Annotated in this window: 27 protein-coding genes; 21 read left to right on the plus strand and 6 right to left on the minus strand. The window is 63.9% G+C overall.

The features are described from left to right. Positions 1-36: 36 nt before the first annotated feature. From ISO4_RS06700 to vapC, 14 genes are all read left to right on the plus strand, one after another. On the plus strand, positions 37-900 hold the full coding sequence (locus tag ISO4_RS06700) for a branched-chain amino acid ABC transporter permease (protein WP_142948366.1): 864 nt from the start codon (positions 37-39) through the stop codon (positions 898-900). Further along, positions 900-1,934: a branched-chain amino acid ABC transporter permease gene (locus ISO4_RS06705; protein ID WP_194855620.1), complete on the plus strand. Its 1,035-nt coding sequence runs from the start codon at positions 900-902 to the stop codon at positions 1,932-1,934. Before ISO4_RS06700 ends, ISO4_RS06705 begins: the two co-directional genes overlap by 1 nt. After that, complete coding sequence (locus ISO4_RS06710; RefSeq protein ID WP_142948368.1) at positions 1,927-2,694, plus strand: ABC transporter ATP-binding protein; 768 nt, start codon at positions 1,927-1,929, stop codon at positions 2,692-2,694. The genes ISO4_RS06705 and ISO4_RS06710 overlap by 8 nt, the downstream gene beginning before the upstream one ends. Continuing rightward, positions 2,681-3,388 carry an ABC transporter ATP-binding protein gene (locus ISO4_RS06715; protein ID WP_142948369.1) on the plus strand — a complete coding sequence of 236 codons (708 nt, stop codon included), beginning with the start codon at positions 2,681-2,683 and terminating at the stop codon, positions 3,386-3,388. The genes ISO4_RS06710 and ISO4_RS06715 overlap by 14 nt, the downstream gene beginning before the upstream one ends. 66 nt (positions 3,389-3,454) lie before the next feature. Continuing rightward, positions 3,455-4,618: an ABC transporter substrate-binding protein gene (locus tag ISO4_RS06720; protein WP_194855621.1), complete on the plus strand. Its 1,164-nt coding sequence runs from the start codon at positions 3,455-3,457 to the stop codon at positions 4,616-4,618. Between the two features lie 227 nt (positions 4,619-4,845). Then, positions 4,846-6,930, plus strand: coding sequence for a 3-hydroxyacyl-CoA dehydrogenase NAD-binding domain-containing protein (locus ISO4_RS06725; RefSeq protein WP_194855622.1), 2,085 nt, complete (start codon positions 4,846-4,848; stop codon positions 6,928-6,930). Between the two features lie 39 nt (positions 6,931-6,969). Next, entirely contained in the window at positions 6,970-8,169 is a 1,200-nt protein-coding gene (locus ISO4_RS06730; protein WP_142948372.1) for an acyl-CoA dehydrogenase family protein, read from the plus strand. Positions 8,170-8,444: 275 nt separating this feature from the next. After that, positions 8,445-9,596, plus strand: coding sequence for an acyl-CoA dehydrogenase family protein (locus ISO4_RS06735; RefSeq protein ID WP_142948373.1), 1,152 nt, complete (start codon positions 8,445-8,447; stop codon positions 9,594-9,596). Between the two features lie 205 nt (positions 9,597-9,801). Next, a complete protein-coding gene (locus ISO4_RS06740) occupies positions 9,802-10,833 on the plus strand; it encodes an NADP-dependent oxidoreductase (RefSeq protein ID WP_194855623.1) in 1,032 nt (343 codons plus the stop codon). 12 nt (positions 10,834-10,845) lie between these two features. Further along, entirely contained in the window at positions 10,846-12,279 is a 1,434-nt protein-coding gene (locus ISO4_RS06745; protein ID WP_194855624.1) for a DHA2 family efflux MFS transporter permease subunit, read from the plus strand. A 12-nt stretch (positions 12,280-12,291) separates the two neighbouring features. Next, positions 12,292-13,212, plus strand: a complete 921-nt coding sequence (locus tag ISO4_RS06750) for a ketopantoate reductase family protein (RefSeq protein ID WP_194855625.1) — start codon at positions 12,292-12,294, stop codon at positions 13,210-13,212. Positions 13,213-13,298: 86 nt separating this feature from the next. Then, entirely contained in the window at positions 13,299-13,781 is a 483-nt protein-coding gene (locus ISO4_RS06755; protein ID WP_067608354.1) for an REP-associated tyrosine transposase, read from the plus strand. Between the two features lie 49 nt (positions 13,782-13,830). Beyond that, positions 13,831-14,067 carry an antitoxin gene (locus ISO4_RS06760; RefSeq protein WP_228547970.1) on the plus strand — a complete coding sequence of 79 codons (237 nt, stop codon included), beginning with the start codon at positions 13,831-13,833 and terminating at the stop codon, positions 14,065-14,067. Next, complete coding sequence (gene vapC, locus ISO4_RS06765; protein WP_067608358.1) at positions 14,064-14,471, plus strand: type II toxin-antitoxin system tRNA(fMet)-specific endonuclease VapC; 408 nt, start codon at positions 14,064-14,066, stop codon at positions 14,469-14,471. Before ISO4_RS06760 ends, vapC begins: the two co-directional genes overlap by 4 nt. A gap of 4 nt (positions 14,472-14,475) precedes the next feature. Here the strand turns inward: vapC and ISO4_RS06770 are convergent, their stop codons facing one another. Both ISO4_RS06770 and ISO4_RS06775 read right to left on the minus strand, forming a co-directional pair. Continuing rightward, positions 14,476-15,234: a class II aldolase/adducin family protein gene (locus ISO4_RS06770; protein ID WP_194855626.1), complete on the minus strand. Its 759-nt coding sequence runs from the start codon at positions 15,232-15,234 to the stop codon at positions 14,476-14,478. Positions 15,235-15,401: 167 nt separating this feature from the next. Continuing rightward, the gene (locus ISO4_RS06775; protein WP_194855627.1) at positions 15,402-16,367 is read right to left on the minus strand and encodes an NAD(P)H-quinone oxidoreductase; all 966 of its coding nucleotides are present in this window, start codon (positions 16,365-16,367) and stop codon (positions 15,402-15,404) included. Positions 16,368-16,396: 29 nt separating this feature from the next. Between ISO4_RS06775 and ISO4_RS06780 the strand changes: the two genes are divergently transcribed. Further along, positions 16,397-17,422, plus strand: a complete 1,026-nt coding sequence (locus ISO4_RS06780) for an MBL fold metallo-hydrolase (RefSeq protein ID WP_194855628.1) — start codon at positions 16,397-16,399, stop codon at positions 17,420-17,422. 257 nt (positions 17,423-17,679) lie between these two features. On the opposite strand, the gene ISO4_RS06785 is transcribed toward ISO4_RS06780, so the two are convergent. Together ISO4_RS06785 and ISO4_RS06790 are read right to left on the minus strand one after the other, a co-directional pair. Continuing rightward, positions 17,680-19,068 (minus strand): hypothetical protein, encoded by a 1,389-nt coding sequence (locus ISO4_RS06785; RefSeq protein WP_228547971.1) that lies wholly within the window; start codon positions 19,066-19,068, stop codon positions 17,680-17,682. 98 nt (positions 19,069-19,166) lie between these two features. Then, positions 19,167-20,318, minus strand: coding sequence for an acyl-CoA dehydrogenase family protein (locus tag ISO4_RS06790; RefSeq protein WP_194855629.1), 1,152 nt, complete (start codon positions 20,316-20,318; stop codon positions 19,167-19,169). A gap of 303 nt (positions 20,319-20,621) precedes the next feature. On the opposite strand from ISO4_RS06790, the gene ISO4_RS06795 reads away from it, so the two are divergent. Beyond that, positions 20,622-21,827 (plus strand): 3-oxoadipyl-CoA thiolase, encoded by a 1,206-nt coding sequence (locus ISO4_RS06795; protein WP_194855630.1) that lies wholly within the window; start codon positions 20,622-20,624, stop codon positions 21,825-21,827. Between the two features lie 81 nt (positions 21,828-21,908). On the opposite strand, the gene ISO4_RS06800 is transcribed toward ISO4_RS06795, so the two are convergent. Continuing rightward, entirely contained in the window at positions 21,909-22,640 is a 732-nt protein-coding gene (locus tag ISO4_RS06800) for a nucleotidyl transferase AbiEii/AbiGii toxin family protein (RefSeq protein ID WP_228547972.1), read from the minus strand. After that, positions 22,633-22,857 carry a hypothetical protein gene (locus tag ISO4_RS16970; RefSeq protein ID WP_228547973.1) on the minus strand — a complete coding sequence of 75 codons (225 nt, stop codon included), beginning with the start codon at positions 22,855-22,857 and terminating at the stop codon, positions 22,633-22,635. Before ISO4_RS16970 ends, ISO4_RS06800 begins: the two co-directional genes overlap by 8 nt. Positions 22,858-23,051: 194 nt before the next feature. On the opposite strand from ISO4_RS16970, the gene ISO4_RS06805 reads away from it, so the two are divergent. The 5 genes from ISO4_RS06805 (at position 23,052) to hepT (ending at position 25,863) form a co-directional block, all read left to right on the plus strand. Then, entirely contained in the window at positions 23,052-23,504 is a 453-nt protein-coding gene (locus ISO4_RS06805; protein ID WP_194855631.1) for a MarR family winged helix-turn-helix transcriptional regulator, read from the plus strand. 100 nt (positions 23,505-23,604) lie between these two features. Beyond that, entirely contained in the window at positions 23,605-24,033 is a 429-nt protein-coding gene (locus ISO4_RS06810; RefSeq protein ID WP_194855632.1) for an organic hydroperoxide resistance protein, read from the plus strand. 49 nt (positions 24,034-24,082) lie between these two features. Further along, positions 24,083-25,057, plus strand: a complete 975-nt coding sequence (locus ISO4_RS06815; RefSeq protein WP_142948381.1) for a quinone oxidoreductase family protein — start codon at positions 24,083-24,085, stop codon at positions 25,055-25,057. Between the two features lie 18 nt (positions 25,058-25,075). Further along, positions 25,076-25,471, plus strand: a complete 396-nt coding sequence (gene mntA / locus ISO4_RS06820; RefSeq protein WP_142948382.1) for a type VII toxin-antitoxin system MntA family adenylyltransferase antitoxin — start codon at positions 25,076-25,078, stop codon at positions 25,469-25,471. Next, the gene (gene hepT / locus ISO4_RS06825) at positions 25,456-25,863 is read left to right on the plus strand and encodes a type VII toxin-antitoxin system HepT family RNase toxin (RefSeq protein WP_142948383.1); all 408 of its coding nucleotides are present in this window, start codon (positions 25,456-25,458) and stop codon (positions 25,861-25,863) included. Before mntA ends, hepT begins: the two co-directional genes overlap by 16 nt. The last annotated feature ends 138 nt before the right edge of the window (positions 25,864-26,001 follow it).

A 26,001-nucleotide genomic window follows, 5' to 3' on the forward strand; every position in this document is an offset into this window, starting at 1 on the left:
GTTGTTTCTTAAATAAAACGAACAGGAGGCTCAGCCTTGGACGCGTTTCTTCAGCAAGCGCTTAATGGCCTCACCCTGGGCAGCATCTACGGCCTCGTGGCCCTGGGTCTGACCCTGGTGTACGGCATTTTGCACGTTCCCAACTTTGCCCACGGTGCTCTCTACATGGTGGGCGCCTACATCAGTTACTACATCATGGTGGATCTGGGGCTCAACTACTGGATCGCCATGCTCGGCGCCGGCCTTTTCGTGGCCGTGCTGTCGGTGCTCTGTGAACGCCTGGTCTTCCACCCGCTGCGGCACGCGCCGCCGATCCACGACAAGATCGCCGCCATCGGCATCCTGTTGTTCCTGGAAGCGGTGGTGCAGATGCACTGGGGTTCCGATTTCCGCCGCATGCCGACCCCCTACACCGGCATCCTCGAGTTCGGCGGCCTGGTGCTGCCGGCCCAGCGGCTGCTGATCATTGTCGGCGCCTTCTCGATCATGGGCGCGCTGCACCTGTACCTGAAGAAGACCATGACCGGCTCCACGATCATCGCCATGGCGCAGAACCGGGAAGGCGCCTTCCTGGTCGGCATCGACGCCAACCGCGTGGCCATGATGACCTTCGCCATCGCCGGTTTCCTGGCGGCGGTGGGCGCCAGCCTGTTCGCGCCGATCAACCTGGTGTACCCGGCCATGGGCCACCTGGTGATCATGAAGGCCTTCGTGATCATTATTCTCGGCGGCATGGGCAGCATCCCCGGCGCTATCGTCGGCGGTCTGATCATCGGCTTCGCCGAAGCGCTGGGCGGCTACTACGTCTCCAGCACCTATAAGGATCTGATTGCCTTTGTTCTGCTGGTGGTGATTCTCTCCATCAAGCCCACCGGCCTGTTCACCAAGGGGGTGCGCTAATGGATCGCATTGCCAACTTCTTCGCCAGCCCGGCCATGAAAGTGGTGCTGTTGGCGTTCGCCCTGATTTTCCCGCTGATCGCGGGCAGCGAATACCAGATCTACGTGATGGCTCTGGCCTTTATCTGGGCCATCGCCGTGTACGGCCTGAACATCATCACCGGCTTCTGCGGCCAGTTGAACCTGGCCCACGGCGGCTTCTTCGCCATCGGCGCCTATGTGGTGGCGATCCTCACCGTGGATCACGGCTGGGCGTTCTGGCCCGCCTTTGTCGCCTCCGGCGTGTTCTCGGCGGTGTTCGGTTTCCTGGTGGGCATCGTGTCCCTGCGTCTCAAGGAACACTACTTCGCCATCTTTACCCTGTGCGTGGGCTTCATCATCTACCTGCTGCTGGATAAGTGGGAAGCGCTCACCCACGGTTCCCTGGGCATCATCAACATCGCGCCGCCGGAAGGCTTCGGGCTGATCGATTTCACCCGCACCATTCCGTTCTACTACCTGGTGCTGTTCTTCCTGGTGCTGGCGATCGTGCTGGTGAGCCGGATTTCCAGCTCCCTGGTGGGCCGCACCTTCCTGGCGATTCGTATCAGTGACGACCTGGCCCAGTCCCTGGGCATCAACCTGATGCGCAACAAGGTCCTGGCGTTCGTGCTCTCCACCGTCTACGCCGGCCTCGCCGGTGGCCTGTACGCCGGTGTGGTGCGCTTTATCGGCCCGGCGGAAGCCGAGGTGGTGCACACCTTCGACATCATCACCTACCTGCTGGTGGGCGGTATCGGCACCCTGATGGGCCCGCTGGTGGGCACCATGGCGATCACCTGGCTGACCCAGGCGGTGCAGTCCTTCGAGGAGTATCGGATGATCGTCTTCGGTCCGATGCTGGTATTGCTGGTGATCTTTATGCCCAAGGGCGTGGTCGGCACCTTCCTGACCTGGCGCGGCCGCCGTCTGGCGAGCAAAGCGCCGGCCAAAGAAGGCCAGACCCGTGTCGGCGACAGCGCCACTTCGTCCAAGGAGGCCAGCGACAATGCTTAAGATCAATAATCTCACCAAGCGCTTCGGCGGCCTGGCCGCGGTCAACGACGTGAGCGTGGAATTCGCCGCCGGCCAGATCAACGCGATCATCGGCCCCAACGGCGCCGGCAAGACCACCTTCTTCAACCTGGTGGCCGGCGCCATGCCGCCCACCTCCGGCAGCATCGAGTTCAACGGCATGGACGTCACCGGCATGGCGCCGGACCGCATTGCCCGTCTCGGTATCGCGCGGACCTTCCAGACCACCAAGCTGTTCGAGCAGTCCACGGTGCTGGATAACCTGATCGTCGGTCACCGGCTGCGTACCCAATCGCGGCTCTGGGACGTGATCATCAACTCCAAGCGGCTGCGCGACGAAGAGAAGAAGTGCCGGGCGAAAGCCGCCGAGGTGCTGGACTTCGTCGGTCTCAGCCACATCGGCCACCGCTACATCGCCGACACCACCCAGGAAGAGCGCAAGCGGGTGGCGTTCGCGCTGGCCATGGCCACCGATCCGGAACTGGTGCTGCTCGACGAGCCCGCCGGCGGCATCAACCCGGAAGAGACCGAAAACCTGGCGGCGCTGATTCGCAAAATGGTCGACCACGGCATCACCGTGTGCCTGATCGAGCACAAAATGGACATGATCATGAGCCTGGCCGACAAGATCATGGTGTTGGACCACGGCGAGAAGATCGCCGAAGGCACGCCGGAACAGATCAAGACCAATCCGGTGGTCATCGAAGCTTATCTGGGGAGTGAAGAAGATGTTGAAGCTTGAGAACGTGGACGCCAAGTACGACAGCTTCAAGGCCCTGGACGGCGTTTCCATGAGCGTGGAGCAGGGCGAGCTGGTGGTGCTGCTGGGCGCCAACGGCGCCGGCAAGAGCACCCTGTTCAACACCATCAGCGGTTTGCTCAAGGCGTCCGCCGGCAAGATCAGCCTGAACGGCGAGGACGTGACCGGCCGCAAACCCTCCGCGCTGGTGCAGGCCGGCGTGGTGCAGTGCCCGGAAGGCCGCAAGCTGTTTCCCGAAATGTCAGTGCTGAAAAATCTCTGGCTGGGGGGCTACGTACACCGCCGCGATAAGGCGGGTATGAAAAAAACCCTTGAGCATGTCCTTGCAATGTTCCCCATTTTAGACGAGAAAAAGGATCAGCCCGCCGGTTCCCTGAGTGGCGGTCAGCAGCAGATGGTGGCGATCGGCCGCGCCCTGATGGGCCGTCCCAAGCTGCTGCTGCTGGATGAGCCGTCGCTGGGTCTGGCGCCGCTGGTGGTCAAGCAGGTGTTCGAAGCCGTGCAGACCATCAACAAGGAAGGCACCTCGGTGCTGCTGGCGGAGCAGAACGCGTTCGCGGCACTGAAAATCGCGACCCGAGCCTACGTGATGGAGAACGGCCGTCTGGTGATGGAAGGCGACCGCGACGCCATGCTGGGTAACGAAGAAGTACGCAAAGCTTACATCGGCGCCTGAGGGCGCCGTGCAACACACTTAATTTCCGACCACATCCCAAACAATAAAGAAAGGGAGAGAAAGAGCATGAAAGTATTGAAATCCTTCCGTCGCCTGGCCGCCGCCAGCGCCGTAGCCCTCGCCATCGGTGGCGCGGCCCATGCCGACGAAGTGAACATCGGCTTCACCGGCCCGCTCAGCGGCGGTGCCGCCCTGTACGGTGAGAACACCCTGGAAGGCCTGCGCATGGCCGCCGAGGAAATCAACGCCGCCGGCGGCATTACCGTCGATGGCGAAGAGTACACCATCAACATCCAGGCCCTGGACGACAAGTACTCGCCCAGCCAGGCGGCCGTGAACGGCAAGCGTCTGGTGCAGCAGTACAACGCGCCGGTGATCTTCACCCCGCACTCCGGCGGCACCTTCGCCCTGCAGGCGTTCAACGAGCGTGACGGCTTCCTGGTGATGTCCTACACCTCCGTGCCGGCGGTGACCTCCAAGGGCAACAAGCTGACCGTGAAGATTCCGCCCAACTTCACCGACTACATCGAGCCGTTCTCGCGCATCACCATGGACCGCTTCGGCAACAAACTGGGTGTCGCCAACGCCACCCACGACTACGCCAAGTATTGGACCAAGGAGTTCGTGCCGGTATGGCGTGAGCTGGGCGGCGAAGTCGCGGCCATGAACCCGATGGACTACAACAAGTCCGCGGACTTCTACACCGGCGTCAGCAAGGTGCTGTCCGAAGATCCCGACGTCATGTTCGTCGGCGGTGCCTCCGAGCCCACCGGCCTGGTGGTGCGTCAGGCCCGCGAACTGGGCTTCAAGGGCGGCTTCATCCTGATGGACCAGGCCAAGATGGACGAAGTGGCCAAGGTATCCGGCGGCATCAAGTCCCTGGAAGGCTCCGTGGGCGTGGTACCCCTGGACAAGTACGAGAACGAAGGCGCCAAGCTATTCCTCAAGAAGTGGCAGGAAGACCACAACGGCGTGGCCACCTCCGAAACCGCGTACAACTACTTCGCCATGTACCTGATCGCCCAGGCGATGCAGGAAGCCGGCACCGTGGACGACGCCAAGGCGATCCGCGCGGCCATCGCGTCCGCCATGGATAAAGTGTCCGTGGAGCACAACCCCTACGACGTGGACGGCATCGACGAAGCCGGCAACCTGGGCGCCGACCCGCAGATCGCCGAAGTGGTCGACGGCGAAGTGGTGCTGCGCAAGTTGTCCGAAATCACCGAGTAAACGCCGCGCCTCACACTGTGATGCAACGCCATAAAAGGGCACCCTGATGGTGCCCTTTTTGGTTACGGCTATTGTCCGCTAGATAAAACCTAATTCCGAAATAATTGATAATGGCCCGGATTTTCTTATACTGAAGCGTCCGGGAGAGAACCGTTTCCACGGGATGCGCGGCGCCGTCGCGGCCCCTCCGGCCGCCGCACCGCGGGTCCCCCGCTGAAGGAGGAATCATGAGCGAGGTAGTGAGCTACCGTCTTGAAGGCGACATCGGTGTTATCGGCGTCGACTATCCGCCGGTCAACGCCCTGGGTCAGGGTGTACGCGAAGGGCTGGTCAACTGCCTGCGCCAGGGCCTGGAAGACGACCAGGCCAAAGCCCTGGTGGTGATCGGCGAAGGCCGCACCTTCCCCGCCGGCGCCGACATCCGCGAATTCGGCAAGCCGCCCGCCGGGCCCGCCCTGCCGGACGTGATCAGCGAATACGAAAGCAGCGACAAGCTGGTGATCGCCGCCATCCACGGCACCGCCCTGGGCGGCGGCCTGGAAGTGGCGCTGGGCTGCGACTACCGCGTCGCCCTGGAATCCGCCAAGGTCGGCCTGCCGGAAGTGAAGCTGGGCCTGCTGCCCGGCGCCGGCGGCACCCAGCGTCTGCCCCGTCTGGTCGGCGCCAAGGCCGCCCTGGACATGATCGTCGGCGGCAACCCGGTGAAAGCCAAGGACGCCTTCAAGGTCGGCATCGTCGACGAAGTGGTCGGCGGTGATCTGCTCGAAGGCGCGCTCGCCTACGCCCGCAAGCTGGTGGCCGACAACGCCCCGCTGCGCAAGATCCGCGACCTCGACGTGAAGAAGGAAGACGCGGACCTGTTCACCAACTACGAGAAGTCCATCGCCCGCAAACAGCGCGGCTTCAAAGCGCCGTTCCACTGCATCAAAGCGGTCCAGGCCGCCGTGGAACTGCCCTTCGACGAAGGCATGAAGCGCGAGCGCGAGCTGTTCGCCGAGCTGCTGGTGAGCCCCGAGTCCCGCGCCCAGCGCCACGTCTTCTTCGCCGAGCGCGAAGTGGCCAAGGTACCGGGCCTGCCCAAGGACACCGCCAAGCGTGACGTGAAAAGCGCCGCCATCATCGGCGCCGGCACCATGGGCGGCGGCATCGCCATGAACTTCGCCAACGCCGGCATCCCGGTGAAGATTCTCGAGGTGAAGGAAGACGCCCTGGAACGCGGCATCGCCGTGATCCGCAAGAACTACGAGAACACCGCCAAGAAAGGCCGCATCACCCAGGAACAGGTGGAGCAGCGCATGGCGCTGATTCAGCCCACGCTCAGCTATGACGACCTGAGCGACGTGGACCTGGTGATCGAAGCGGTGTTCGAGAACATGGACGTCAAGAAAGCCGTGTTCACCGAGCTGGACCGGGTCTGCAAGCCCGGCGCCATCCTCGCCACCAACACCTCCACCCTGGACGTGAACCGCATCGCCTCGTTCACCAAGCGTCCCGAGGACGTGGTGGGCATGCACTTCTTCAGCCCCGCCAACGTGATGAAGCTGCTGGAAAACGTGCGCGGCGAGAAAACCTCCGACGAGGTGGCCGCCACCGTCATGGACCTGAGCCGCCGCATCGGCAAGGTCGGCGTGCTAGTGGGCGTATGCCACGGCTTCGTCGGCAACCGCATGCTGCACAAGCGTCAGGCGGAAGCGGTACAGCTGGTCAACGAAGGCGCCAACCCGGCGCAGGTGGACAAAGTGCTGTTCGACCTGGGCTTCCCCATGGGCCCGTTCGCCATGTCCGACCTGGCCGGCATGGATGTGGGCTACCGCATCCGCGAAGAGCTGCGCAAGGAAGACCCGGACAACGCACCGCCGCGTAACTGGACCGACGATCTGGTGGAGCAGGGCCGTCTCGGTCAGAAGACCCAGGCCGGCGTGTTCGACTACAAGGAAGGCGACCGCACCCCGGTGCCTTCATCCGAAGTCGACGCCTTGATCGCTAAATTCCGCGAAGAGAACGGCATCCAGTCCCGGGACATCTCCGACCAGGAAATCCTCGAGCGCTGCATGTACATCATGGTCAACGAGGGCGCCAAGATCCTGGAAGAGGGCATCGCCGCCCGCCCGCTGGACGTGGACGTGATCTGGATCTACGGCTACGGCTTCCCGGTGTACCGCGGTGGCGTCCTGTTCTGGGCCGATTCCGTGGGCCTCAAGACCATTTACGACAAGGTGAGCCAGATTCACCAGGAAACCGGCTCCGACACCTGGAAGCCGGCCGCGCTGCTGGAAAAACTGGCTAAAGAAGGCAAGGGCTTCTACAGCTGAACGCGAAGCCCCTAAGCCGCCTAAGACACAGAGGTTATTATGGACATTAATTACACCGCCGAAGAGCGCGCCTTCCGTGACGAAGTGCGTACCTTCCTGAACGAAAAGCTGCCCAAGGACATTTCCAGCAAGGTGAAAGAGCACAAGCGCCTTGGCAAGGAAGACACCATCCGCTGGCAGAAAATTCTCAACGAGCAGGGCTGGCTGGCCCTGCACTGGCCGAAAGAGTACGGCGGCACCGGCTGGAGCCCGATCCAGAAGCACATCTTCGAAGAAGAGTGCGCGGAAGCCGGCGCCCCCACCGTGCTGCCGTTCGGCGTCAACATGGTCGCCCCGGTAATCATCAAGTTCGGCACCCAGGAACAGAAAGACTACTACCTGCCGCGCATCCTGCGCAGCGACGACTGGTGGTGTCAGGGTTACTCCGAGCCGGGCGCCGGTTCCGACCTGGCCGGCCTGAAAACCCGCGCCGTGCGCGACGGTGACCACTACATCGTCAACGGCCAGAAGACCTGGACCACCCTGGGCCAGCACGCCAACATGATTTTCTGCCTGGTGCGCACCGACCCGGACGCCAAGAAACAGGAAGGCATCTCCTTCCTGCTCATCGACATGGAGAAAAGCGAAGGCATCACCGTGCGTCCGCTGATCACCCTGGACGGCGAGCATGAAGTCAACGAAGTGTTCTTCGACGACGTCAAAGTGCCGGTGGAAAACCTGGTCGGCGAAGAAAACAAAGGCTGGACCTGCGCCAAGTACCTGCTCACCTTCGAGCGTACCGGCATCGCCGGCGTGGGCAGCTCCAAGGCCGCCCTGGCGCACCTCAAGCAGGTGGCCCGCGAGCAGCAGGTCAACGGCAAGCCGCTGATCGAAGAGCCGCACTTCCGCAGCCGCCTGGCGGACGTGGAAATGGAGCTGATGTCCCTGGAAATGACCAACCTGCGCACCGTGGCCGCCGCCGAAGCCGGTGGTGTACCGGGCGCGGAAAGCTCCTTCCTGAAGATCATGGGCACCGAGCTGCGCCAGGAAATCACCGATCTGTTCCGCCGCGCCGCCGGCCCGCACGCGCTGCCGTTCCTGCCGGAACAGCTGGCCGGTGATTTCGACGGCGAGACCGTCGGCCCCGAGTTCGCCGGGTCCGTGGCCAGCCGTTACTTCAACTTCCGCAAGCTCTCCATTTTCGGGGGCTCCAACGAAATTCAGAAGAACATCATCTCCAAGATGATTCTCGGTCTGTGAGCCTGATCGACATTATTTCAGCTTTGCGACGGAGCCAGTTTCCGCGCAGAGCAAGGAATGAGGAGAGAAGTTTGGTTATGCCAAATGAACGACGAATGACGCCGCGCTGCGCGGAAACTGGCCCGTCCCTCCGGGCTGCGCCCGAAAACGCGGCAGCCCGCGTTGCGCGCTTTGCCCTTGGCGCCACCAAGGGCTGCACCACGCGCCTTGTCTGCCACGTTTTCGGGCAGCAGCGCAAAGATGAACTAATGCCGATCAGGCTCTAGGAGACGAACATGGATTTCAAATTCAGCGACGAGCAGCGCATGCTCGAAGAGACCGTGGGTCGTCTGGTCCGTGACAGCTACACCTTCGACGCCCGCAACAAGGCACTGGAATCAGAGCACGGCTTCAGCACCGACACCTGGACCCAGTTCGCCGAACTGGGCCTGCTGGGCGTGCCGTTCTCCGAAGAGGCCGGCGGCTTCAACGGCGGCGGCCCGGAACTGATGGTAGTGGCCGAAGGCTTCGGCCGCGGCCTGGTGGTGGAACCCTACCTGGCCACCGTGGTGCTTTCCGGCGTGCTGATCGACAAGCTCGGCAACGACGCCCAGAAAGAGCAGTACCTGCCGGCCATCATCGGCGGTGAAACCCGCTTCGCCCTGGCCAACTACGAAACCAAGGGTCGCTACGACCACCGCTTCGTGGAAACCAGCGCCAAGAAAGACGGCGACGGCTATGTGATCAACGGCGAGAAAGCCGTGGTCCTGCACGGTGACAGCGCCGACCAGCTGGTGGTGATCGCCCGCACCGGCGGCAGCGGCAACGACAAAGACGGCCTCAGCGCCTTCATCGTCGACGCCGGCGCCGACGGCGTCAGCCGCCGCGGCTACCCGACCATCGATGGCCTGCACGCCGCCGACATCACCTTTAAAGACGTGAAAGTCGGCGCCGACGCGCTGCTCGGCGACGAAGGCAAGGCCCTCGACGCCCTGGAAGCGACCCTCGACCTGGCGTTGATCACCCTGTGCGCCGAAGCCTCCGGCGCCATGGAAGTGGCCTGCGACCAGACCCTGGACTACATCAAGGAACGCCAGCAGTTCGGCGTGCCGATCGGTAAGTTCCAGGCCCTGCAGCACCGCATGGTGGAAATGCGCATGGAGCTGGAAAAAGTACGTTCCATCACCATGCTCGCCGCCTGCAGCCTCGACGTGGAGCCGCAACTGCGCAAAAAACGCATCTCCGCCGCCAAGGCCCAGGTCGGCAAATCCGGCCGCAAGGTCGCCGAGGAAGCGATCCAGCTGTTCGGCGGCATGGGCATGATGGAAGAGACTCCGGTCTCCCATTACGCCAAGCGCATCGTCATGATCGACCACTGGTTGGGCGACCGCGAATACCACCTCGGTGTTCTCGAAGACCTGATCGACGTGGACGACCACGCAGCGTGAAAAAAGGGCGGCCTTCGGGCCGCCCTTTTTAGTTAACAGTTAAGAGTGAACAGTTAACAGCTGGGGAGGCGCTTCCAGGCTTTCCCGCGCCGGCAGGCGCGTTGTTTCGCTATTAACTATTCACTGTTAACTATTAACTATTCACCACCGTTTTCTTATAACCGCCAAGCGCGAATAACAATTCAGCTTCAGGGAGAGCTCCACAATGTCCGTCAATCGTCAGATCATTCTCGCCAAACGCCCCACCGGCATGCCCGGTGACGAAAACCTCAAGCTCCAGGAAGGCGCCGTGCCCGAAGTGGGCGAGGGCCAGGTGCTGGTACGCACCATCTATCTGTCCCTGGACCCCTACATGCGCGGCCGCATGAGCGCCGCCAAGTCCTACGCCGCCAGCGTCGAGGAAGGCTCGGTGATGGAAGGCGCCACCGTCGGCCAGGTGGTGGAATCCCGCAGCGGCGACTTCAAGCAGGGCGACTACGTGCTGTGCCCGGGCGGCTGGCAGGAATACTCCGTCAATTCGCCCAAGGCGATGCGCAAGCTGGACCCGGCCCAGGCGCCGATCAGCACCGCCGTGGGCGTGCTCGGCATGCCCGGCTTCACCGCCTACGTGGGCCTGGATGAAATCGGCAAGCCGCAGAAGGGCGAAACCGTGGTGGTGTCCGCCGCCGCCGGCGCCGTCGGCCAGGTGGTCGGCCAGATCGCCAAGCTCAAGGGCTGCCGCGTGGTCGGCGTGGCCGGCGCCGAGGACAAGTGCAAGCACGTGGTCGGCGCCTACGGCTTCGACGCCTGCGTCAACTACAAGGACGCCGACTTCCGCGAGCAGCTCGCCAAGGCCTGCCCGGACGGCATCGACGTCTACTTCGAGAACGTCGGCGGCGAAACCTTCGACGCGGTGATGGAACTGGTCAACGATTTCGCCCGCATCCCGGTGTGCGGCCGCATCGCCCACTACAACGACACCGCCATGCCGGAAGGCCCGGACCGTCTGCCCGGCTTCATGGGCAAGGTGCTGGTCAAGCGTCTGCTGATCAAAGGCTTTATCCAGTTTGATTACATCCACCGCCAGGGCGACTTCCTCAAAGACATGCCGGTGTGGATCAGCGAGGGCAAGGTCAAATATCAGGAAGACGTGGTCGAGGGTCTGGAAAACGCGGTCAGCGCCTTCCAGGGTCTGTTGCAGGGTAAAAACCGCGGCAAGCTGCTGATCCAGGTCGGCGACGACCCGACCAAAAAATAACGGGCACCTCCCATGCCCGAAAATCCCGCCATAGAGCGTCTGTTCGAGCGCTATGGGCCGGCCTATCGATGGTACGCCACCGTCACGGTGATGCTCGGCACCCTGTCCGTGGTGCTGGCCTCCACCATCATCAATGTGGCGGTGCCCACCATCATGGCCGAGTACCGTCTCGAACAGGACCAGGTGCACTGGATCGCCACCGGCTTCCTCGCCGCCATGACCGTGGGCATGCTGCTCAACGCCTGGGCGGTGGCGCGGTTCGGCTCCCGGCGTGCCTTCCTGCTCGCCATGGCGATCTTCATCATTGCCTCCCTGGTGGGCGGCGTCAGCAACAGCTTCGGCCTGCTGGTGCTCGCCCGCGTGGTGCAGGGTGTGACCGCCGGCATGATCCAGCCCCACGCCATGATCACCATCTTCCAGGTGTTCCCGCTGCACAAACGCGGCCAGGCCATGGGCATTTACGGCATGGGCGTGATCCTCGGCCCCGCCATCGCCCCCGCCCTGGGTGGCGTGCTGGTGGACGCCTGGTCCTGGCGGGCGGTGTTCTTCGTGGTGCTGCCCGCCTGCCTGCTGGCCATGGTGATCGCCGGGCGCTTCCTGCCCGACCACCGTGAGGACGAGGCGCCGCGTCTCGACTGGGCCGGGCTGATCCTGCTCAGCCTGGGGCTGGTGGCCACGCTCTGGGCGCTGGCGTCGGGCCTGCGGCGCGGCTGGCTGGACCCGCTGCTGTTCAGCGCCCTGCTGGGCGGGCCGCTGCTGTTGCTCCTGTTCGCGCTCTGGCAACGACGTTGCCCGAACCCGCTGTTCGATCTGCGCGTGTTCGGCGCGCCGGGCTTCACCGGCGGCTTCCTGCTGTCCATCGTCATGGGTGCCGGCGTGTTCGGCTCCACCTATATGATGCCGCTGTACTTCCAGCAGGTGTCCGGGTTCAGCGCCTCCAGCGCCGGCCTCATGCTGATGCCCGCCGGCCTCGCCATGGCGTTCGTGTTTCCGTTCGTCGGCTACCTCACCGACCGCATCCCCCTGGCGCGGATGATCGCCGGCGGCCTGGCGTTCTTCATCGCCAGCATGGTGATGATGCGCGCCGCCGACCAGACCACCGCCGCCGTCTGGCTGGTGGCCTGGGCCGCCCTGGGCCGGGTCGGGTTGGGGCTGATCATGCCGCCGGTGACCACCGGCAGCCTCACGCTGCTGCCGCCGGCGCTGATCCCCCAGGGTTCCGGGATCATCAATTTCGGGCGCCAGACCGGCGGCGCCATCGGCGTTAACCTCAGTGCCATCTGCGTACAATTCTTCAGTGACCGTTACTGGCAAGCTCACCCGGAGGCCGGTCACCCGCACGCCTTCGAGGTCGGGTTCGATGACGCCTTTCTGATGTTGTTGATTGTTTATCTGCTGGCGCTCTGGCCGCTGCGCTCCATGCGGCGAGGGCTTATTGCCAATTAGGAGAGTTTTTCAATGAGTAACCTGAAACCCCACGCCTTGATCATCGGTGCCGGCGCCATCGGCAGCTTCTACGGCGCCATCCTCAAGCGCGCCGGCTGCACCGTCAGCGCCGTGGTGCGTTCCGAATACGACGCCGTCAAAGCGCACGGCTTCCGCTTCGAGAGCCCGCTGGGTGACATTTCCTGGAAACCGGATCACCTCTACAAGGACGGCGACCGCCCGGACAGCACCCCGGACTACGTGATCCTCGCCACCAAGGTCCTGCCCGGCAGCGACCGCGCCGGCCTGGTCCGCCCCTGGGTGGGCGAGGGCACCAACATCGTGCTGATCCAGAACGGCCTCGACATCGAACGGGAACTGGCCGACGCCTTCCCCGACAACCCGATCATCAGCTGCCTGGCGTTCATCGCCGTCAGCCGTGTCGCCCCCGGTGAAATCAAACACAACGCCTACGGCCGGCTGGTCATGGGCCGCTACCCCAGCGGTCTGGACGACCACTGCCAGGCCCTGAGCGACCTGTTCGTGGAAGGCGGCATCGACATCAAACTCACCGAGGAAGTGGTCCGCGAACGCTGGCTCAAATGCGTCTGGAACACCCCCTTCAACCCGCTCTCCGTGCTCGCCAACGGCGCCGACACCTACACCATGCTCGACACCCCCGGCGGCGAAAAACTGGTGCGCGAAATGATGCAGGAAGTGATCGACGCCGCCAAAGCCGACGGCTACGCATTGCCGCCGGAGATCATCGACAGCAACATCGACGGCACCCGCAAGATGCCCGCCTATAAAAACAGCATGGCGCTCGACTACCTCAACGACCGCCCCATCGAGCTCGACGCCATCCTCGGCAACGTGGTCGCCATCGCCCGGAAGCACGGCGTCCCCGTCCCCCGCCTGGAAACCATGCTCGCCGCCCTCCGCATGCGGGCTTAATGACTACAACAAAATCAGCCTCGGCTGACAGAGGAAGCGGCCGTCACGGGCTAGGGTGATACCTCCACCAACAAGGAGGTATCACCATGCCAAGGAAGGCTAAATTTTACCGCTTGCGTAACGGCCGCGCTCGCGGGTCCGGACGCATCTACCTGATTACCATCACCTGCCACGGTCGGCAGGCGCATTTTGCCACGCTACAAAGCGGCCGCTGTTTCGTGCAGGCCCTGCGCGCTACCCGGGCGCACGCTGTCACGCTCGGCTATGTGGTTATGCCTGATCACATTCACTGGTTGCTGGTGTTGCGTGAGCATGCGGATCTGGCCACTACGGTCCAGAAAGCGAAATCCGTTGCTACCCAGCGCTGGCGCCGGGCGGGCAGGGGTGGCAACGAGCGACTCTGGCACGTCGGCTTTCACGAGCGCGCCCTGCGCCGGCAGGACGACCTCGCCGCAATGGCGCGCTACATCGTGGCCAACCCCCTCCGCGCCGGTCTTGTTGATTTCCTCGGCGATTATCCCCACTGGGATTGCGCCTGGCCCCCGGAAAACTTGATTCAGGAGAAATAAGATGATATCTATCATTGGTATATATCATCAGCCTCCGGGAGGCCTCTTGATGACGATGCTAGCCAAAGTATTTATGTCGGGCCGCAGTCAGGCGGTGCGGCTGCCCAAGGAGTTGCGGTTCGAGGGGACGGAAGTGATTGCCCGGCGCTTCGGCAATGGCGTGTTGTTATTGCCAGCGGAAGACCCCTGGGCGGTGATGCGTGAGGCTCTGGACGAGTTCGAGACCGGTTTTGAGATCGAGCGAGAGCAGCCGGACAGTCAACAACGGGACGAACTCTTCCCATGACTGATCCGCTCTACCTGTTGGATACCAACATCTGCATCTACATTATCAACCGCAAACCGGAACGGGTGTTTCAGCATCTGCGAGGGTTGCGGGCGGGGCAGGTGGCGCTATCGAGTGTCAGTGGCGCGGAACTGGCTTTCGGCGTTGCGAAAACCGGATCGCGACGTAATCGTGATGCGCTGGAGAAGTTTCTGGCACCGCTGGATATCCTGCCGTTCGACGAAACCGCCATGGGGCGCTACGGCGAGCTGCGCGCCCACCTGGAGCGCGCCGGCACGCCCATCGGTCCGATGGACACGCTGATTGCGGCGCAGGCGCTGGCTCTCGGCGCCACTCTGGTCACCAACAACCAGCGTGAATTCCAGCGTGTGCCCGATCTCTTCCTCGAGAACTGGGCCGCCTGAGTAATCAGGTGGCGTAGTCGCTGCCGATACGCTCGAGTTTGCGGAGCAGGGCGGGCCAGGTGAGCTGGCTGGCCATGCCGAGCTGCTTGGACTGGTCGCTGGTGGTGTCGATGGCGGCCTGGGAGGGCAGGTAGGGCTCGCCCTGGCCCAGGGTGCGCACCTGGATCTCGCTGGCCTTCATCAGGAAGTACATGTAGGTGAAGGCTTCCGCGACGGTCTTGCCCACGGTCAGGGTGCCGTGGTTGCGCAACAACATCATGTTCTTGTCGCCCAGGTCTTTGACCAGCCGCTCGCGCTCGTCCAGGTTCAGCGCCACGCCTTCATAGTCGTGGAAGCTGATGTGGTCCAGGCACAGCATGGCGGTCTGGCTGAGCGGCAGCAGGCCTTCCTCGTGGGCGCTCACGGCGACGCCGTCGGCGGCGTGCAGGTGCAGCACCGCGCCCGCTTCCTCGCGGGCCATGTGCACCGCGCTGTGGATGGTGAAGCCGGCCGGGTTGACCCGGTTGGTGGCGCCGGGATCGACGATCTCACCCTCGGAATCCACTTTGATCAGCGACGACGCGGTGATCTCGTCGAACAGCCAGCCGTAGGGGTTGATCAGGAAATGATGCTCCGGCCCGGGCACGCGCGCGGACAGGTGGGTGAACACCAGATCTTCCCAGCCGTACAGGGCCACCAGCCGGTAGGCGGCGGCCAGGTCCTTGCGCACTTCCCACTCGGCCTGGCTCATCTGGCTCTGGCGAGTCGCGGTAGCTTCGGTCATTGCGGCACCTCTTTTGTTGTGAAATAGTATTTCATTAATATAACAATGATATTGACGTTATGGGTTGTCGCATAGCGCCCTGCGGGCGCGATACAGGATTCAGGATGCAGGATTCAGGGGAACCCGCAGTGCGTGATCTTCATCCTGTATCCTGCATCCTGTATCGCTCATTGGATTTCCAACACGCGTTTGCCGCTGAACGCGTCCTCGATCATGTGCGCGTGCGCCGCCGGCGCATCGCTGAACGGGAACGTCTTCAAGGGCAGCGGCCGCAGGCGGCCGTTGGCGAACAGCGGTGCCAGGCGGTCGTTGAACACATTGGCGATGGCGATGCGCTTCTCCAGCGGCTGGCTGCGCATGGTCATGGCGGTGAGCGTCTGCCGGCGCTGCATCATGCCGCGCAGGTCCAGCTCGGTCTTGGTGCCGCCCAGCACGCCGATCATCACCAGCGTGCCTTCGATGCGCAGGCCCTTGAGCAGCTGGTTCCAGTCCGGGCCCACCATGTCGAAGATCACCGCCACGCCCTCGCCGGTAATCTCTTTCAGGCGCTCGGGCAGGGTGTCGTCCTCCAGCACGCCCTCCACCAGCCCCATCTCGCGGGCGGTGGCCAGGTTGTCCAGGTTGCGGCTCGAGCCGATCGGCCGCGCGCCCAGCGCGTTGGCCAGTTGCACGCCCGCCAGGCCGACGCCGGCGGTGGCCGGGCGCACCAGCACCCACTGCCCCGGCTGCAGGCCGCCTTCCAGGAACATCGCCCGGTAGGCGGTCAGAAACGCTTCCGGAATGGTGGCGCCGGTGGCGAAGTCGATCTCGTCCGGCAGCGTCAGGGTTTCACGCTCGTGGGTCACCAGGTATTCGGAATAGGCACAGCCCGGAATCAGGCCCATCACCCGGTCGCCGACCTTGCGGCCCATCACCTGGCTGCCCACCGCCTCGATTTCACCGGCGTATTCCAGGCCCGGCACGCTGCTGTCGAAGCCCGGCGGCGCCGGGTAAAGCCCCTTCACTTGCAAGATATCCGCCCGGTTCACGCCCATGGCGCGCACTTTCACGCGCACCTGGTCCGGTCCCGGCTCCGGTGTGGTCATGGACGCCAGCTTAATCGTGTGGTCGTCTTGGATTTGCCACGCTTGCATTCTCGTCTCCCTGCTACGGATGTTTTGTTATGACCGACCCGCTTCGGTACCCGTTCGATCAGGCCCCGGAACCCGGTCAGCGCCGGGAAGTGGCCCCCGGCGTGCACTGGTTGAACTTTCCTCTGCCGTTCGCCCTCGACCACATCAATTTGTGGCTGCTCGAGGACGGCGACGGCTGGACCCTGGTGGACACGGGTTTCTCGTCCCGTCACACCCAGGAAATCTGGCGCACCGCCTTCCAGGATGCCCTGGGCGGGCGGCCCATCCACCGTATCATCGTCACCCACTACCACCCGGACCACATCGGCCAGGCCGGCTGGCTGGCGCGGCAGTTCCAGGCCCCGGTGTGGATGACCCGGGGCGAGTGGGCGCTCACCACCCAGCTGCACGCGGCCAGCGACCAGGAGATCGGCGACAACTTCCGCGCCTTCTTCGGCCGCCACGGCGTGCCCGGTGACGACCTGGACGCCCTGGCCGGGCGCGGCAACACCTTCCGCAAGATTCTGCCGGAACTGCCGCCGCAACCGGAAACCCTGGCCGCCGGCGACGCCGTCACCGTCAACGGCGACACCTGGCGGGTGCACATCGGCCGCGGCCATGCCCCGGAGCACATCTGCCTTTACCGCGAGCGCGACCAGGTGCTGATCAGCGGCGACCAGGTGCTGCCGAAAATCTCCAGCAACCTGACGGTGCGCGCGCTGGATCCGGAGGACGACCCGGTCACCGCCTTCACCGACTCCCTGCGCGCCCTGCGCGACGCCATGGACGAGGACACCCTGGTGCTGCCCGCCCACGGGCTGCCGTTCCACGGCCTGCACGCCCGGGTGAACGACCTCTGCGATCACCACCGCGAGCAGCTCGACGCCGCCGAGGACGCCTGCCGGCAACAGCCGATCACCGCCCACGATCTGCTGCCGGTGCTGTTCAAGCGCAAGCTCGACAGCCACCAGCTGATGTTCGCCATGGGTGAAAGCATCGCCCACCTCAACTGCCTGCTCGCCACCGGCCGCGTTACCCGCCAGGAGCGCGACGGCCGCCTCTATTTCAGCGCCTGACCGCACTTTGTGGGGCCGGGCCTTTGTGGGAGCGGGCCCAACCCGCGAAAGGGTGGCTTACAGCCACCCGGCAGGATTCCAGAGGCCTTTCTAACGGTGGCACAAACAACCTCTCTGGGATCCTGCCGGCAAGCAAAGCTTGCCTTTCGCTTGCAGGGCAAGCTCCCACAAGGCGCGCTCGCACAAAATCAGCTCTCAACATACCGCCGAGAATGTCGGTTGCATTGTATAAATTGGCTGGGCGGCGCTCCGCCGGCTCAATAAAACGCATCGACCACAAACAACCAGCCGCTGATCAGCGGCAGCAGCAGCAAAAAGAACAACCCGTCCCAGCGCCAGGCCAGGGTATAGGGCGAGCGCCCGGTGAGTTGCGCCAGCACCATCATGGCGGCGGTGAACGGCGACGAGATCATCGCCAGGCTCCAGGCGCTCATCAGCGCCACGGCCAGCACCTGCGGCTCCAGGCCGATCACATGGGTGTCGGCGAACAGCCCGGCGATCAGCGTCACCGACACGATCGGGTTGAGCCCCACCTGGGCCAGCAGCAGCACCACCAGCATCGCCGTCACCGCCGCCGGCGCGCCGTGCAGGCCGGTGGCGATCAGCAGGTCGCCGAGCCACGCCTGGTCCACCAGCGGAATCAACAGCCCGCCGAGAAACGCCGAGCCGCCCAGCACCGCGATCTCATTGCGGCTGGCGCCGAAGATCAGCCGTGAATGCCGGCCCAGCAGGGTCACCGCGCGCACCACCCCGGTGCCGCCGCCCAGCCGCCGCCGCTGCACCGCCATCCAGCCCACCGCGCTCAGCGGGCAGGCGATCAGCACCGCCACCGGCAGCCGCACGTCCAGGCCCAGGCTCACCACGAACACCAGCACGGTGATGCCCAGCGCCAGCAGAATAAAACGGTAGAGCGGCCCGGAAGCGGGGCGGGATGCGGTCGGGGCGGTCAGGTGGCGGGGCCGCAGCAGCCAGTCCAGCGCCCAGCCGAGGAAGAACACCAGGCCGGCGGTGGGGAACGCCACCGGCGCGATCGTCGACCAGGTCAGTTGCGGCATGGTCGACAGAATCACCGCCAGGGTAATCCCCAGCGGCGACACCAGCGGCGCCAGCGAAAAGCCGCGCAGCATCGCCATCATCATGCGCCGCTCGCGGATCGACTGAATCGCCTTAACGCCGCCGGCCGCCCTCAGGCTGTTGCTGCGCTGCACCATGGCGCCGAACAGATTGAGCACGCCGATATTGACGATCATGCCGAACAGGGCGCTGCCCAGCGAAAGAGTAGGGTAGCGCCACGTCGGGCGCTGGCGGATCAGCACCTGGCCGGCGTCGCGGATCAACCGCGAACGCATCGCCGACACCCGCAGCAGCCCCAGGGCGGACACGAAGGTGGCGAAGAAGCAGAAGCGGTCCCAGGCGTCGAGGAGAATCGGCAGAGGGTCGGAGTGGAACGCCGCCACCGAGGTCGCCAGGGTCAGCGCCACCAGCTGCAGCCCTCGGGCCAGATAGCCTTGGCGGGGCCATTGAACGATCAGATAGATAAGAAGTGCGGGGCGGGCCATCCATAGCCCGATGTCTTGCAACCCGCTGTCGGCGGTGAGCGCCATCAAGGTGCCGATCATGCAGATCGGCAGGGAGAATCTCAGCATTGTCATTGCGATACAGGATGAAGGATACAGGATACAGGAGGCGGCGCGGTGCTAACCCTTAACCCTGTATCCTGCATCCTGAATCGCGGCGTCAGCCGCTATTGCGCGTCGCGAACCATGCCCCTGGCGATGACGATCTGCTGGATCTGGGTGGTGCCTTCGTAGATCCGGAACAGGCGCACGTCGCGGTAGAAGCGCTCCACCGCGTACTCGGCCATGTAGCCGGCGCCGCCGTGAATCTGCACGGCGCGGTCCGCCACCCGGCCCACCATCTCGGCGCAGAACAGCTTGCAGCAGGAGGCATCGAGGCTGACGTTCTTGCCGGCGTCCTTACTGCGCGCCGCTTCCAGCACCATGGAACGGCCGGCGAACGCTTCCGCGCGGGAATCGGCCAGCATCGCCTGGATCAACTGATGGTCGGCCAGCGGCGCGCCGAACTGCTTGCGCTCCATGGCGAAGCGCAGCGCGTCCTCGATCAGACGCTCGGCCACGCCCACGCACACCGCGGAGATGTGCAGACGGCCCCGGTCCAGCACCTTCATGGCGGTCTTGAAGCCCTGGCCTTCCTTGCCGCCGATAATGTTCTCGGCGGGCACCCGGCAGTCCTCGAAGGTGATATCGCACACATGGGCGCCTTTCTGGCCCATCTTCACGTCCGGCTTGCCGCGGATCAGCCCCGGCGTGTCGCCTTCCACGATAAAGGCGGTGATGCCGCCGGCGCCCTTGTTGTTCTGGTCGGTGCGCGCCATCACCGTGTACAGGCCGGCTTCCGGGCCGTTGGTGATGTAACGCTTGGTGCCGTTGAGAATGTAGTGGTCGCCGTCCTTGTCCGCGCGGGTCTTCAGGCTCGCCGCGTCGGAGCCCACGTCCGGCTCGGTCAGACAGAACGAGCTGATCACTTCGCCGGTGGCCAGGCGCGGCACGTACTTCTGCTTCTGCTCTTCGGTGCCGTCGATCAGAATGCCCTGGGCACCGATGCCGTTATTGGTGCCGAAGAAAGAGCGGAACGCCGGCGAAGTGTGGCCGATCTCGAACGCCACCAGGGCTTCCTCTTCCATGGTCAGGCCCAGGCCGCCGTACTCCTCGGGAATCGACAAACCGAACAAACCCATCTCTTTCATTTCCCGGGCGATGTCCTCGGGAATGGCGTCGTTCTCGGCCACGGATTGCTCCGCCGGAATCAGGCGGTCGCGGACGAAACGGTGGATGGTATCGACGAGCTGGTTGAGTACTTCCTGGTCGCGAATCATGGGCGTTGTTCTGTCGTTGGTTTTAGTCAGCGTATTGCATCAAACTCTGTCACGACCTATGCTTTTCGTCAAGTTTCGGAATTGTGTTCCGCTTAGCGGACATGCGCCTGGCGGCGCGATACAGGATGCAGGATTCAGGGTACAGCGCGGGGACGGCACAATGTCTTCGGGATGCCTGCGCCCGCGCTTGAACGTTCGTGCGCGGCCACGGTGGTTTTCGTTCGGCACGGCCCGATTCGCGCTGAATCCTGCATCCTGAATCCTGAATCGGCGGCGTAGCCGCCTGACCAACGAGGACCAACCATGCTCGACGCCTACATTTATGACGGCCTGCGCACCCCCTTCGGCCGCCACGCCGGTGCTCTGGCGCCGGTCCGCCCGGACGACCTGCTCGCCCACGTGGTTCGCGCCCTGATTGAGCGCAACCCGTTCGACACCGCCCTCTATGAAGACCTGGTGGCCGGCAACACCAACCAGGCCGGTGAAGACGCCCGCAACGTGGCCCGCCACGCGGCGCTGCTGGCCGGGCTGCCGGAATCCGTGGCCGGCCTCACCGTCAACCGCCTGTGCGGTTCCGGCCTGGCCGCCACCCTGGACGCGGCGCGCATGGTCACCGTCGATGAAGGCCAGCTGGTGATCGCCGGCGGCGTCGAATCCATGAGCCGCGCCCCGTTCGTGATGGCCAAGGCGGAAAGCCCCTACAGCCGCAGCATGCCGATGTTCGATTCCACCATCGGCGCGCGCTTCCCCAACCCCAAGATCCTCAAGCAGTTCGGCGGCGACACCATGCCGGAAACCGCCCAGAACGTGGCCTCCGATCTGGGCATCAGCCGCGAGCAGGCGGACGCCTACGCGGCCCAGTCCCAGCGCCGCTACGAAGACGCCCGCGTGGACGGTTTCTTCAAAGAGGAAATCCTGCCGGTGGAGGTGCCCCAGGGCCGCAAGAAGCCGCCGCTGTCGGTCAGCGAAGACGAGCACCCGCGCCCCGGTACCGGCGTCGATAAGCTCGCCAAGCTGCCCGCCATCGTTGAAGGCGGCGTGGTCACCGCCGGTAACGCCTCCGGCGTTAACGACGGCGCCGGCGCCCTGATCATCGGCTCCCGCGCCGCCGGCGAAAAAGCCGGTATCGCCCCCCGCGCGCGCATCATCGCCGGCGGCGTCGCCGGCGTACCGCCCCGCGTCATGGGCCTGGGCCCGGTGCACGCCTGCAACAAGGTCCTGGAACGCGCCGGCCTCACCCTGGCCGACATGGACGTGATCGAAATCAACGAAGCCTTCGCCGCCCAGGTACTCGGCTGCTGCAAGCAGCTCGGCCTGCAGGGCGACGACGAGCGCCTCAACCCCAACGGCGGCGCCATCGCCGTCGGCCACCCGCTGGGCGCCTCCGGCGTGCGCGTGGCCCTCACCGCCCTGCGCCAGCTCGAGCGCACCGGTGGCCGCTACGCCCTCGTCAGCCTCTGCATCGGCGTCGGCCAGGGCGTCGCCATGCTCATCGAACGCCAGGCCTGAAGCGCTTGTGCGAGCGGGCCTTGCCCGCGAAAGGCCGGCTTCCAGCCGGCCGGCAGGATCCCAGAGAGCCTGTTTGTGCTGTTAGCGGTGAAGTTCGTCGCGTGATCTTTGGGTAACAGGAAGTTCTTGATCGCTTGCAAGCAGATCAATGCCATCCAGAATCAACGCTCGATCCCGGACTTCGAGAGCACTGAAACACTTGCGCCTGTAGTCGTCGGAGCCTTGAAATTTTTTCAGCGCGTTTTCCAGTGGAACCAGCACGGGATAAGCATCTTCCGCCTTGGCGATGGCCTGTTCGCTCGAACCTTCGTTGAGCCTTAGCACGGCGAGATCGATAAGGTCCCGCGACTCAATGCTGGAGTCGTTCCATCGGTCCGCGTTGGCAAGCAGCTTTTCCGCATACCGGTCGATGGTGCTCAGACAAGGTATATTGAGCCAATCGGGTTGCTCCGGCGATTCCAGGTCGATTCGAGCTTCACAGACGATCTCGAATTTGATCGGCGTGTCATCCGCGACGACTAGAAAGCGAATGCCGTATTGGTCGGCTTTGATATCCCGGGGAAATTCCAGTCCCGTCGTTTTTTTGAAAAGGAACTCGGGCTTGCCCGTGGCTTCCATGACGGCCTTTCGCAATGTTCGGTAGCCGCTGCCCACCGGGCAAAGAAAGTCGATATCTTTGCTCCAGCGATACTCTCCGTGGAGCAAAGAAATCAGTGTCCCGCCCCCGAAACAGGCTTCGGCTTCAACAAAAAGGGAAGAGTCGAGGGAGGTCAGGATGTGATGGATTTTACGGTGATGCGGATGATCAAACATCGACCTGGAGCCAAGACCCTTTGCGGGCGGCGAGTTGCTTCACGAACCCGCGCTCCGTGCCTTCCAGATCGGCAAGCACGCCGCGATAGGCCCAGCCCCGCTCGTAACGGTTGAGCATTTCATCGTTTGTAAGCACGCGAACGTTACGCAAATCCCAGCAAATTGCCTCCAAAAAAGGCAGATGCTGTGGTACGCGAACTTCAATGTGCTGTTTCATCTCTGTAACCCTTTGATTTTAAAGGATTTTTTTATCTGGCACTGCTAGCGTCTTCCTCGTGCGGAAGACGCTAGCAGTGCCAGAGTTAAATGTCAATTTGCTCTCTTACACTACACAAAGTGCAGGTGATCGTCCACATACCATAATGACTCCGTGGGCTTGCCATTAGATAGCGCGCTATTTAATATCGCCCTATGAATAATCGCACCGACACCCTGCTCAAGCTCGACCTGCAGGTCTGCTTCGCCCTCTATTCCACCAACCTGGCCATGGCCAAGGTGTACCGGAAACTGCTGCGCGAGCTGGACCTCACCTATCCCCAATACCTGGTGATGATGGTGCTGTGGGAGGAGGGCGCCGATGACAACGCGCCGCTCAGCGTGTCGCGCATCGGCGAGCGCCTGTTCCTGGATTCCGCCACCCTGACGCCGCTGCTCAAGCGCCTGGAAAGCGCCGGGCTGATCGCCCGCCGCCGCGCCGCCGACGACGAGCGCCGCGTGGAGGTGCGCCTCACCGACCAGGGCCGCGCCCTGCGTGAGCGCGCCGAAGCGATCCCCGAAGCGGCGGCCTGCGCCAGCCAGTGCGAGCCCGAAGAACTGGCGGCCCTGAAAGCCCAGCTCGACGACCTCCGCCAGAAATTATCGTAGGAGCGGGCCCTGTGGGAGCGGGCCCCGCCCGCGAAAGGGTGGCTTATAGCCACCCGGCAGGATTCCAGAGCCATCTCTCAAACCCAAAAGGAGAACCACCATGTCCGTAGAAAAAATCCTCTACCAGGCCGAAGCCCGCGCCACCGGCGGCCGTGACGGCCGCGCCGTCTCCAGCGACGACCAGCTCAACGTCAAACTCACCACCCCCAAGGCCCTCGGTGGCGCCGGCGGTGAAGGCACCAACCCGGAGCAACTGTTCGCCGCCGGCTACGCCGCCTGCTTCCTCGGCGCCCTCAAGCTGGTCGCCGGCAAAGCCAAGGTGAAGCTGCCCGAAGACACCCACATCGACGGCAAAGTGGGCATCGGCCCGGACGGCCAGGGCTTCGGTCTCGCCGTCACCCTCAGCGTCACGCTGCCCGGCCTGGAGCAGGCGCAGGCCGAAGAGCTGGTCAACACCGCCCACCAGGTCTGCCCGTACTCCAACGCCACCCGCGGCAATATCCCGGTGGACCTGGAAGTACACGTTTAGTAAAAGAGATCACCGCTACCATAAGGCCAGTCACCCATCAGGAGACCCCATGGCGACAGCGATGATCATGCACGAAGCGGGCGGGCCGCAGGTGCTGCGGCCGGAAACGGTCACGGTGGGTGAGCCCGGCCCCGGCCAGGTGCGTCTCAAGCAGACCGCCATCGGCGTCAACTTCCACGACATCTACGTGCGCTCCGGGCTCTACCAGACCCTGACGCTGCCGGGCATTCCCGGACTGGAAGCAGCTGGCGTCGTTGAGGCAGTGGGCGAGGGCGTCACCGCCTTCGCCGCCGGCGACCGGGTCGCCTATACCTCCGGCAACTACGGCGCCTACGCCGACCAGCGTCTGATCGACGCCGGCCGGCTGGTGCGCCTGCCGGACGACATCGACGACGTGCTAGTGGCCGGCATGATGGTGCGCGGCCTCACCGCCCGCATCCTGCTCACTGACGTTTTCCCGGTCCGCGAGGGCAGCGTCATCCTGGTCCAGGCCGCCGCCGGCGGGGTCGGGCAGTTGCTGTGCCAGTGGGCGCGCCACCTGGGCGCCACCGTGATCGGCACCGTCGGCAGCCAGGACAAAGCCGAGCGCGCCCGCCGCCACGGCTGCCACCATGTAATTCTCTACCGGGAACAGAACGTGGTGGACACCGTCAAGCAGCTCACCGACGGCCGCGGCGTGGACGTCGCCTACGATTCCGTCGGCAAGGACACCTTCTACGATTCCCTGGCCTGCCTGGCCCCGCGCGGCCACCTGGTCAACTTCGGCCAGTCCTCCGGCCCGGTGGAGCCGCTCGCCATGCCGCGCCTGGCCGCCGGCTCCTTCACCGTGGTGCGGCCCATGCTCGGCCACTACACCGCCGACCCGGCCGACCGCGACGCCGCCGCCGACGCCTTCTTTCAGGCCCTGCGCGACGGCATCCTCACCCCCGACGACCCGGTCCGCTACGCCCTCCAGGACGTGGGCCAGGCCCACGACGACATGGAAGCCCGCCGCACCCACGGCGCCGTCGTCCTGATGCCATAGAGATGCTATTCTCGGACAATGATACCGACAGACACAGACCAATTTATTAAAGCAGCACTCCAGCCGTTCAGTCCCCGGCTGGTAGTGGTGTTTGGTTCGATGGCTCGTGGTGAAGCGACTGCCGCCAGTGATTTGGATATCGGTGTGATGCTGGAAAGTCCGCTAACCGTTGAGCAGCGGCAGGCCATGATCAAGGCGCTCGCCGGTGCTTTGGGACGTTCTGTGGACTTGGTGGATTTAAACCGTGTCGGAGAACCCCTGCTCGGACAAATCTTGAAAGAAGGGCGGCGATTGCTGGGCGCGCCGACCCATATGGCGATATTGCTAAGCCGCCACCTAACCAATGGCGAGGATTTTATCCCGCTGCAGAAACACATTCTGGAAACACGGCGGCGCGCATGGATCAAGTCATAATCGACCAAAAACTTGAGTCGCTGCGACGTTGTGTGCGCCGGCTCCATGAGCGTTGTCCGGATACGCCTGAGTTGTTGTCCGAGGACCTGGACGCTCAGGATATTGTGTCGTTGAATCTTACCCGGGCGATACAGCTTTGCGTTGATATAGCGGCCCATTGGCTCGCGGATCAAGACGATCTGGGTGCGCCGCAAACCATGGGCGAGACCTTCTCGCTGTTGGCGCAGGGCGACAAAATTCCCCAAGAGCTGGCTGACCGTCTTAGAGGCGCGGTCGGTTTTCGCAATATCGTCGTCCATAATTATGAAGCGGTGAACTGGAACATCGTCTTCCAGCTTTGCCACGAACATCTGGATGATTTCCGGGACTTTGCCCGCGCCTTCTCGGCCTGAACCCTCCAACCCTGATCCCAGAGACCTCTGGTATCCCGCCGGGAGCTTCGCTCCCTTTCGCGGGCGAGGCCCGCTCCCACAATTTCGCTCGCACAAATAAAAACGGCCCGCCGAAGCGGGCCGTGGTGCGCCCCCAAG

The sequence above is a fragment of the Alloalcanivorax venustensis ISO4 genome, assembly GCF_015356855.1.
In the GTDB taxonomy this organism is placed as follows: Bacteria; Pseudomonadota; Gammaproteobacteria; order Pseudomonadales; family Alcanivoracaceae; genus Alloalcanivorax; species Alloalcanivorax venustensis.

What these genes read in the sequence shown, in the direction of transcription:
- ISO4_RS06770 (WP_194855626.1), bottom strand. Translation starts at nt 15,234, where the DNA reads ATGACCGAAGCTACCGCGACTCGCCAGAGCCAGATGAGCCAGGCCGAG.
- mntA (WP_142948382.1), top strand. Translation starts at nt 25,076, where the DNA reads ATGATACCGACAGACACAGACCAATTTATTAAAGCAGCACTCCAGCCG.
- ISO4_RS06715 (WP_142948369.1), top strand. Translation starts at nt 2,681, where the DNA reads ATGTTGAAGCTTGAGAACGTGGACGCCAAGTACGACAGCTTCAAGGCC.
- ISO4_RS06785 (WP_228547971.1), bottom strand. Translation starts at nt 19,068, where the DNA reads ATGCTGAGATTCTCCCTGCCGATCTGCATGATCGGCACCTTGATGGCG.
- ISO4_RS06705 (WP_194855620.1), top strand. Translation starts at nt 900, where the DNA reads ATGGATCGCATTGCCAACTTCTTCGCCAGCCCGGCCATGAAAGTGGTG.
- ISO4_RS06795 (WP_194855630.1), top strand. Translation starts at nt 20,622, where the DNA reads ATGCTCGACGCCTACATTTATGACGGCCTGCGCACCCCCTTCGGCCGC.
- ISO4_RS16970 (WP_228547973.1), bottom strand. Translation starts at nt 22,857, where the DNA reads ATGAAACAGCACATTGAAGTTCGCGTACCACAGCATCTGCCTTTTTTG.
- ISO4_RS06775 (WP_194855627.1), bottom strand. Translation starts at nt 16,367, where the DNA reads ATGCAAGCGTGGCAAATCCAAGACGACCACACGATTAAGCTGGCGTCC.
- ISO4_RS06735 (WP_142948373.1), top strand. Translation starts at nt 8,445, where the DNA reads ATGGATTTCAAATTCAGCGACGAGCAGCGCATGCTCGAAGAGACCGTG.
- ISO4_RS06750 (WP_194855625.1), top strand. Translation starts at nt 12,292, where the DNA reads ATGAGTAACCTGAAACCCCACGCCTTGATCATCGGTGCCGGCGCCATC.
- ISO4_RS06800 (WP_228547972.1), bottom strand. Translation starts at nt 22,640, where the DNA reads ATGTTTGATCATCCGCATCACCGTAAAATCCATCACATCCTGACCTCC.
- ISO4_RS06790 (WP_194855629.1), bottom strand. Translation starts at nt 20,318, where the DNA reads ATGATTCGCGACCAGGAAGTACTCAACCAGCTCGTCGATACCATCCAC.
- ISO4_RS06810 (WP_194855632.1), top strand. Translation starts at nt 23,605, where the DNA reads ATGTCCGTAGAAAAAATCCTCTACCAGGCCGAAGCCCGCGCCACCGGC.
- ISO4_RS06740 (WP_194855623.1), top strand. Translation starts at nt 9,802, where the DNA reads ATGTCCGTCAATCGTCAGATCATTCTCGCCAAACGCCCCACCGGCATG.
- ISO4_RS06760 (WP_228547970.1), top strand. Translation starts at nt 13,831, where the DNA reads ATGACGATGCTAGCCAAAGTATTTATGTCGGGCCGCAGTCAGGCGGTG.
- ISO4_RS06805 (WP_194855631.1), top strand. Translation starts at nt 23,052, where the DNA reads ATGAATAATCGCACCGACACCCTGCTCAAGCTCGACCTGCAGGTCTGC.
- ISO4_RS06725 (WP_194855622.1), top strand. Translation starts at nt 4,846, where the DNA reads ATGAGCGAGGTAGTGAGCTACCGTCTTGAAGGCGACATCGGTGTTATC.
- ISO4_RS06720 (WP_194855621.1), top strand. Translation starts at nt 3,455, where the DNA reads ATGAAAGTATTGAAATCCTTCCGTCGCCTGGCCGCCGCCAGCGCCGTA.
- ISO4_RS06730 (WP_142948372.1), top strand. Translation starts at nt 6,970, where the DNA reads ATGGACATTAATTACACCGCCGAAGAGCGCGCCTTCCGTGACGAAGTG.
- ISO4_RS06710 (WP_142948368.1), top strand. Translation starts at nt 1,927, where the DNA reads ATGCTTAAGATCAATAATCTCACCAAGCGCTTCGGCGGCCTGGCCGCG.
- ISO4_RS06815 (WP_142948381.1), top strand. Translation starts at nt 24,083, where the DNA reads ATGGCGACAGCGATGATCATGCACGAAGCGGGCGGGCCGCAGGTGCTG.
- ISO4_RS06780 (WP_194855628.1), top strand. Translation starts at nt 16,397, where the DNA reads ATGACCGACCCGCTTCGGTACCCGTTCGATCAGGCCCCGGAACCCGGT.
- ISO4_RS06755 (WP_067608354.1), top strand. Translation starts at nt 13,299, where the DNA reads ATGCCAAGGAAGGCTAAATTTTACCGCTTGCGTAACGGCCGCGCTCGC.
- hepT (WP_142948383.1), top strand. Translation starts at nt 25,456, where the DNA reads ATGGATCAAGTCATAATCGACCAAAAACTTGAGTCGCTGCGACGTTGT.
- vapC (WP_067608358.1), top strand. Translation starts at nt 14,064, where the DNA reads ATGACTGATCCGCTCTACCTGTTGGATACCAACATCTGCATCTACATT.
- ISO4_RS06745 (WP_194855624.1), top strand. Translation starts at nt 10,846, where the DNA reads ATGCCCGAAAATCCCGCCATAGAGCGTCTGTTCGAGCGCTATGGGCCG.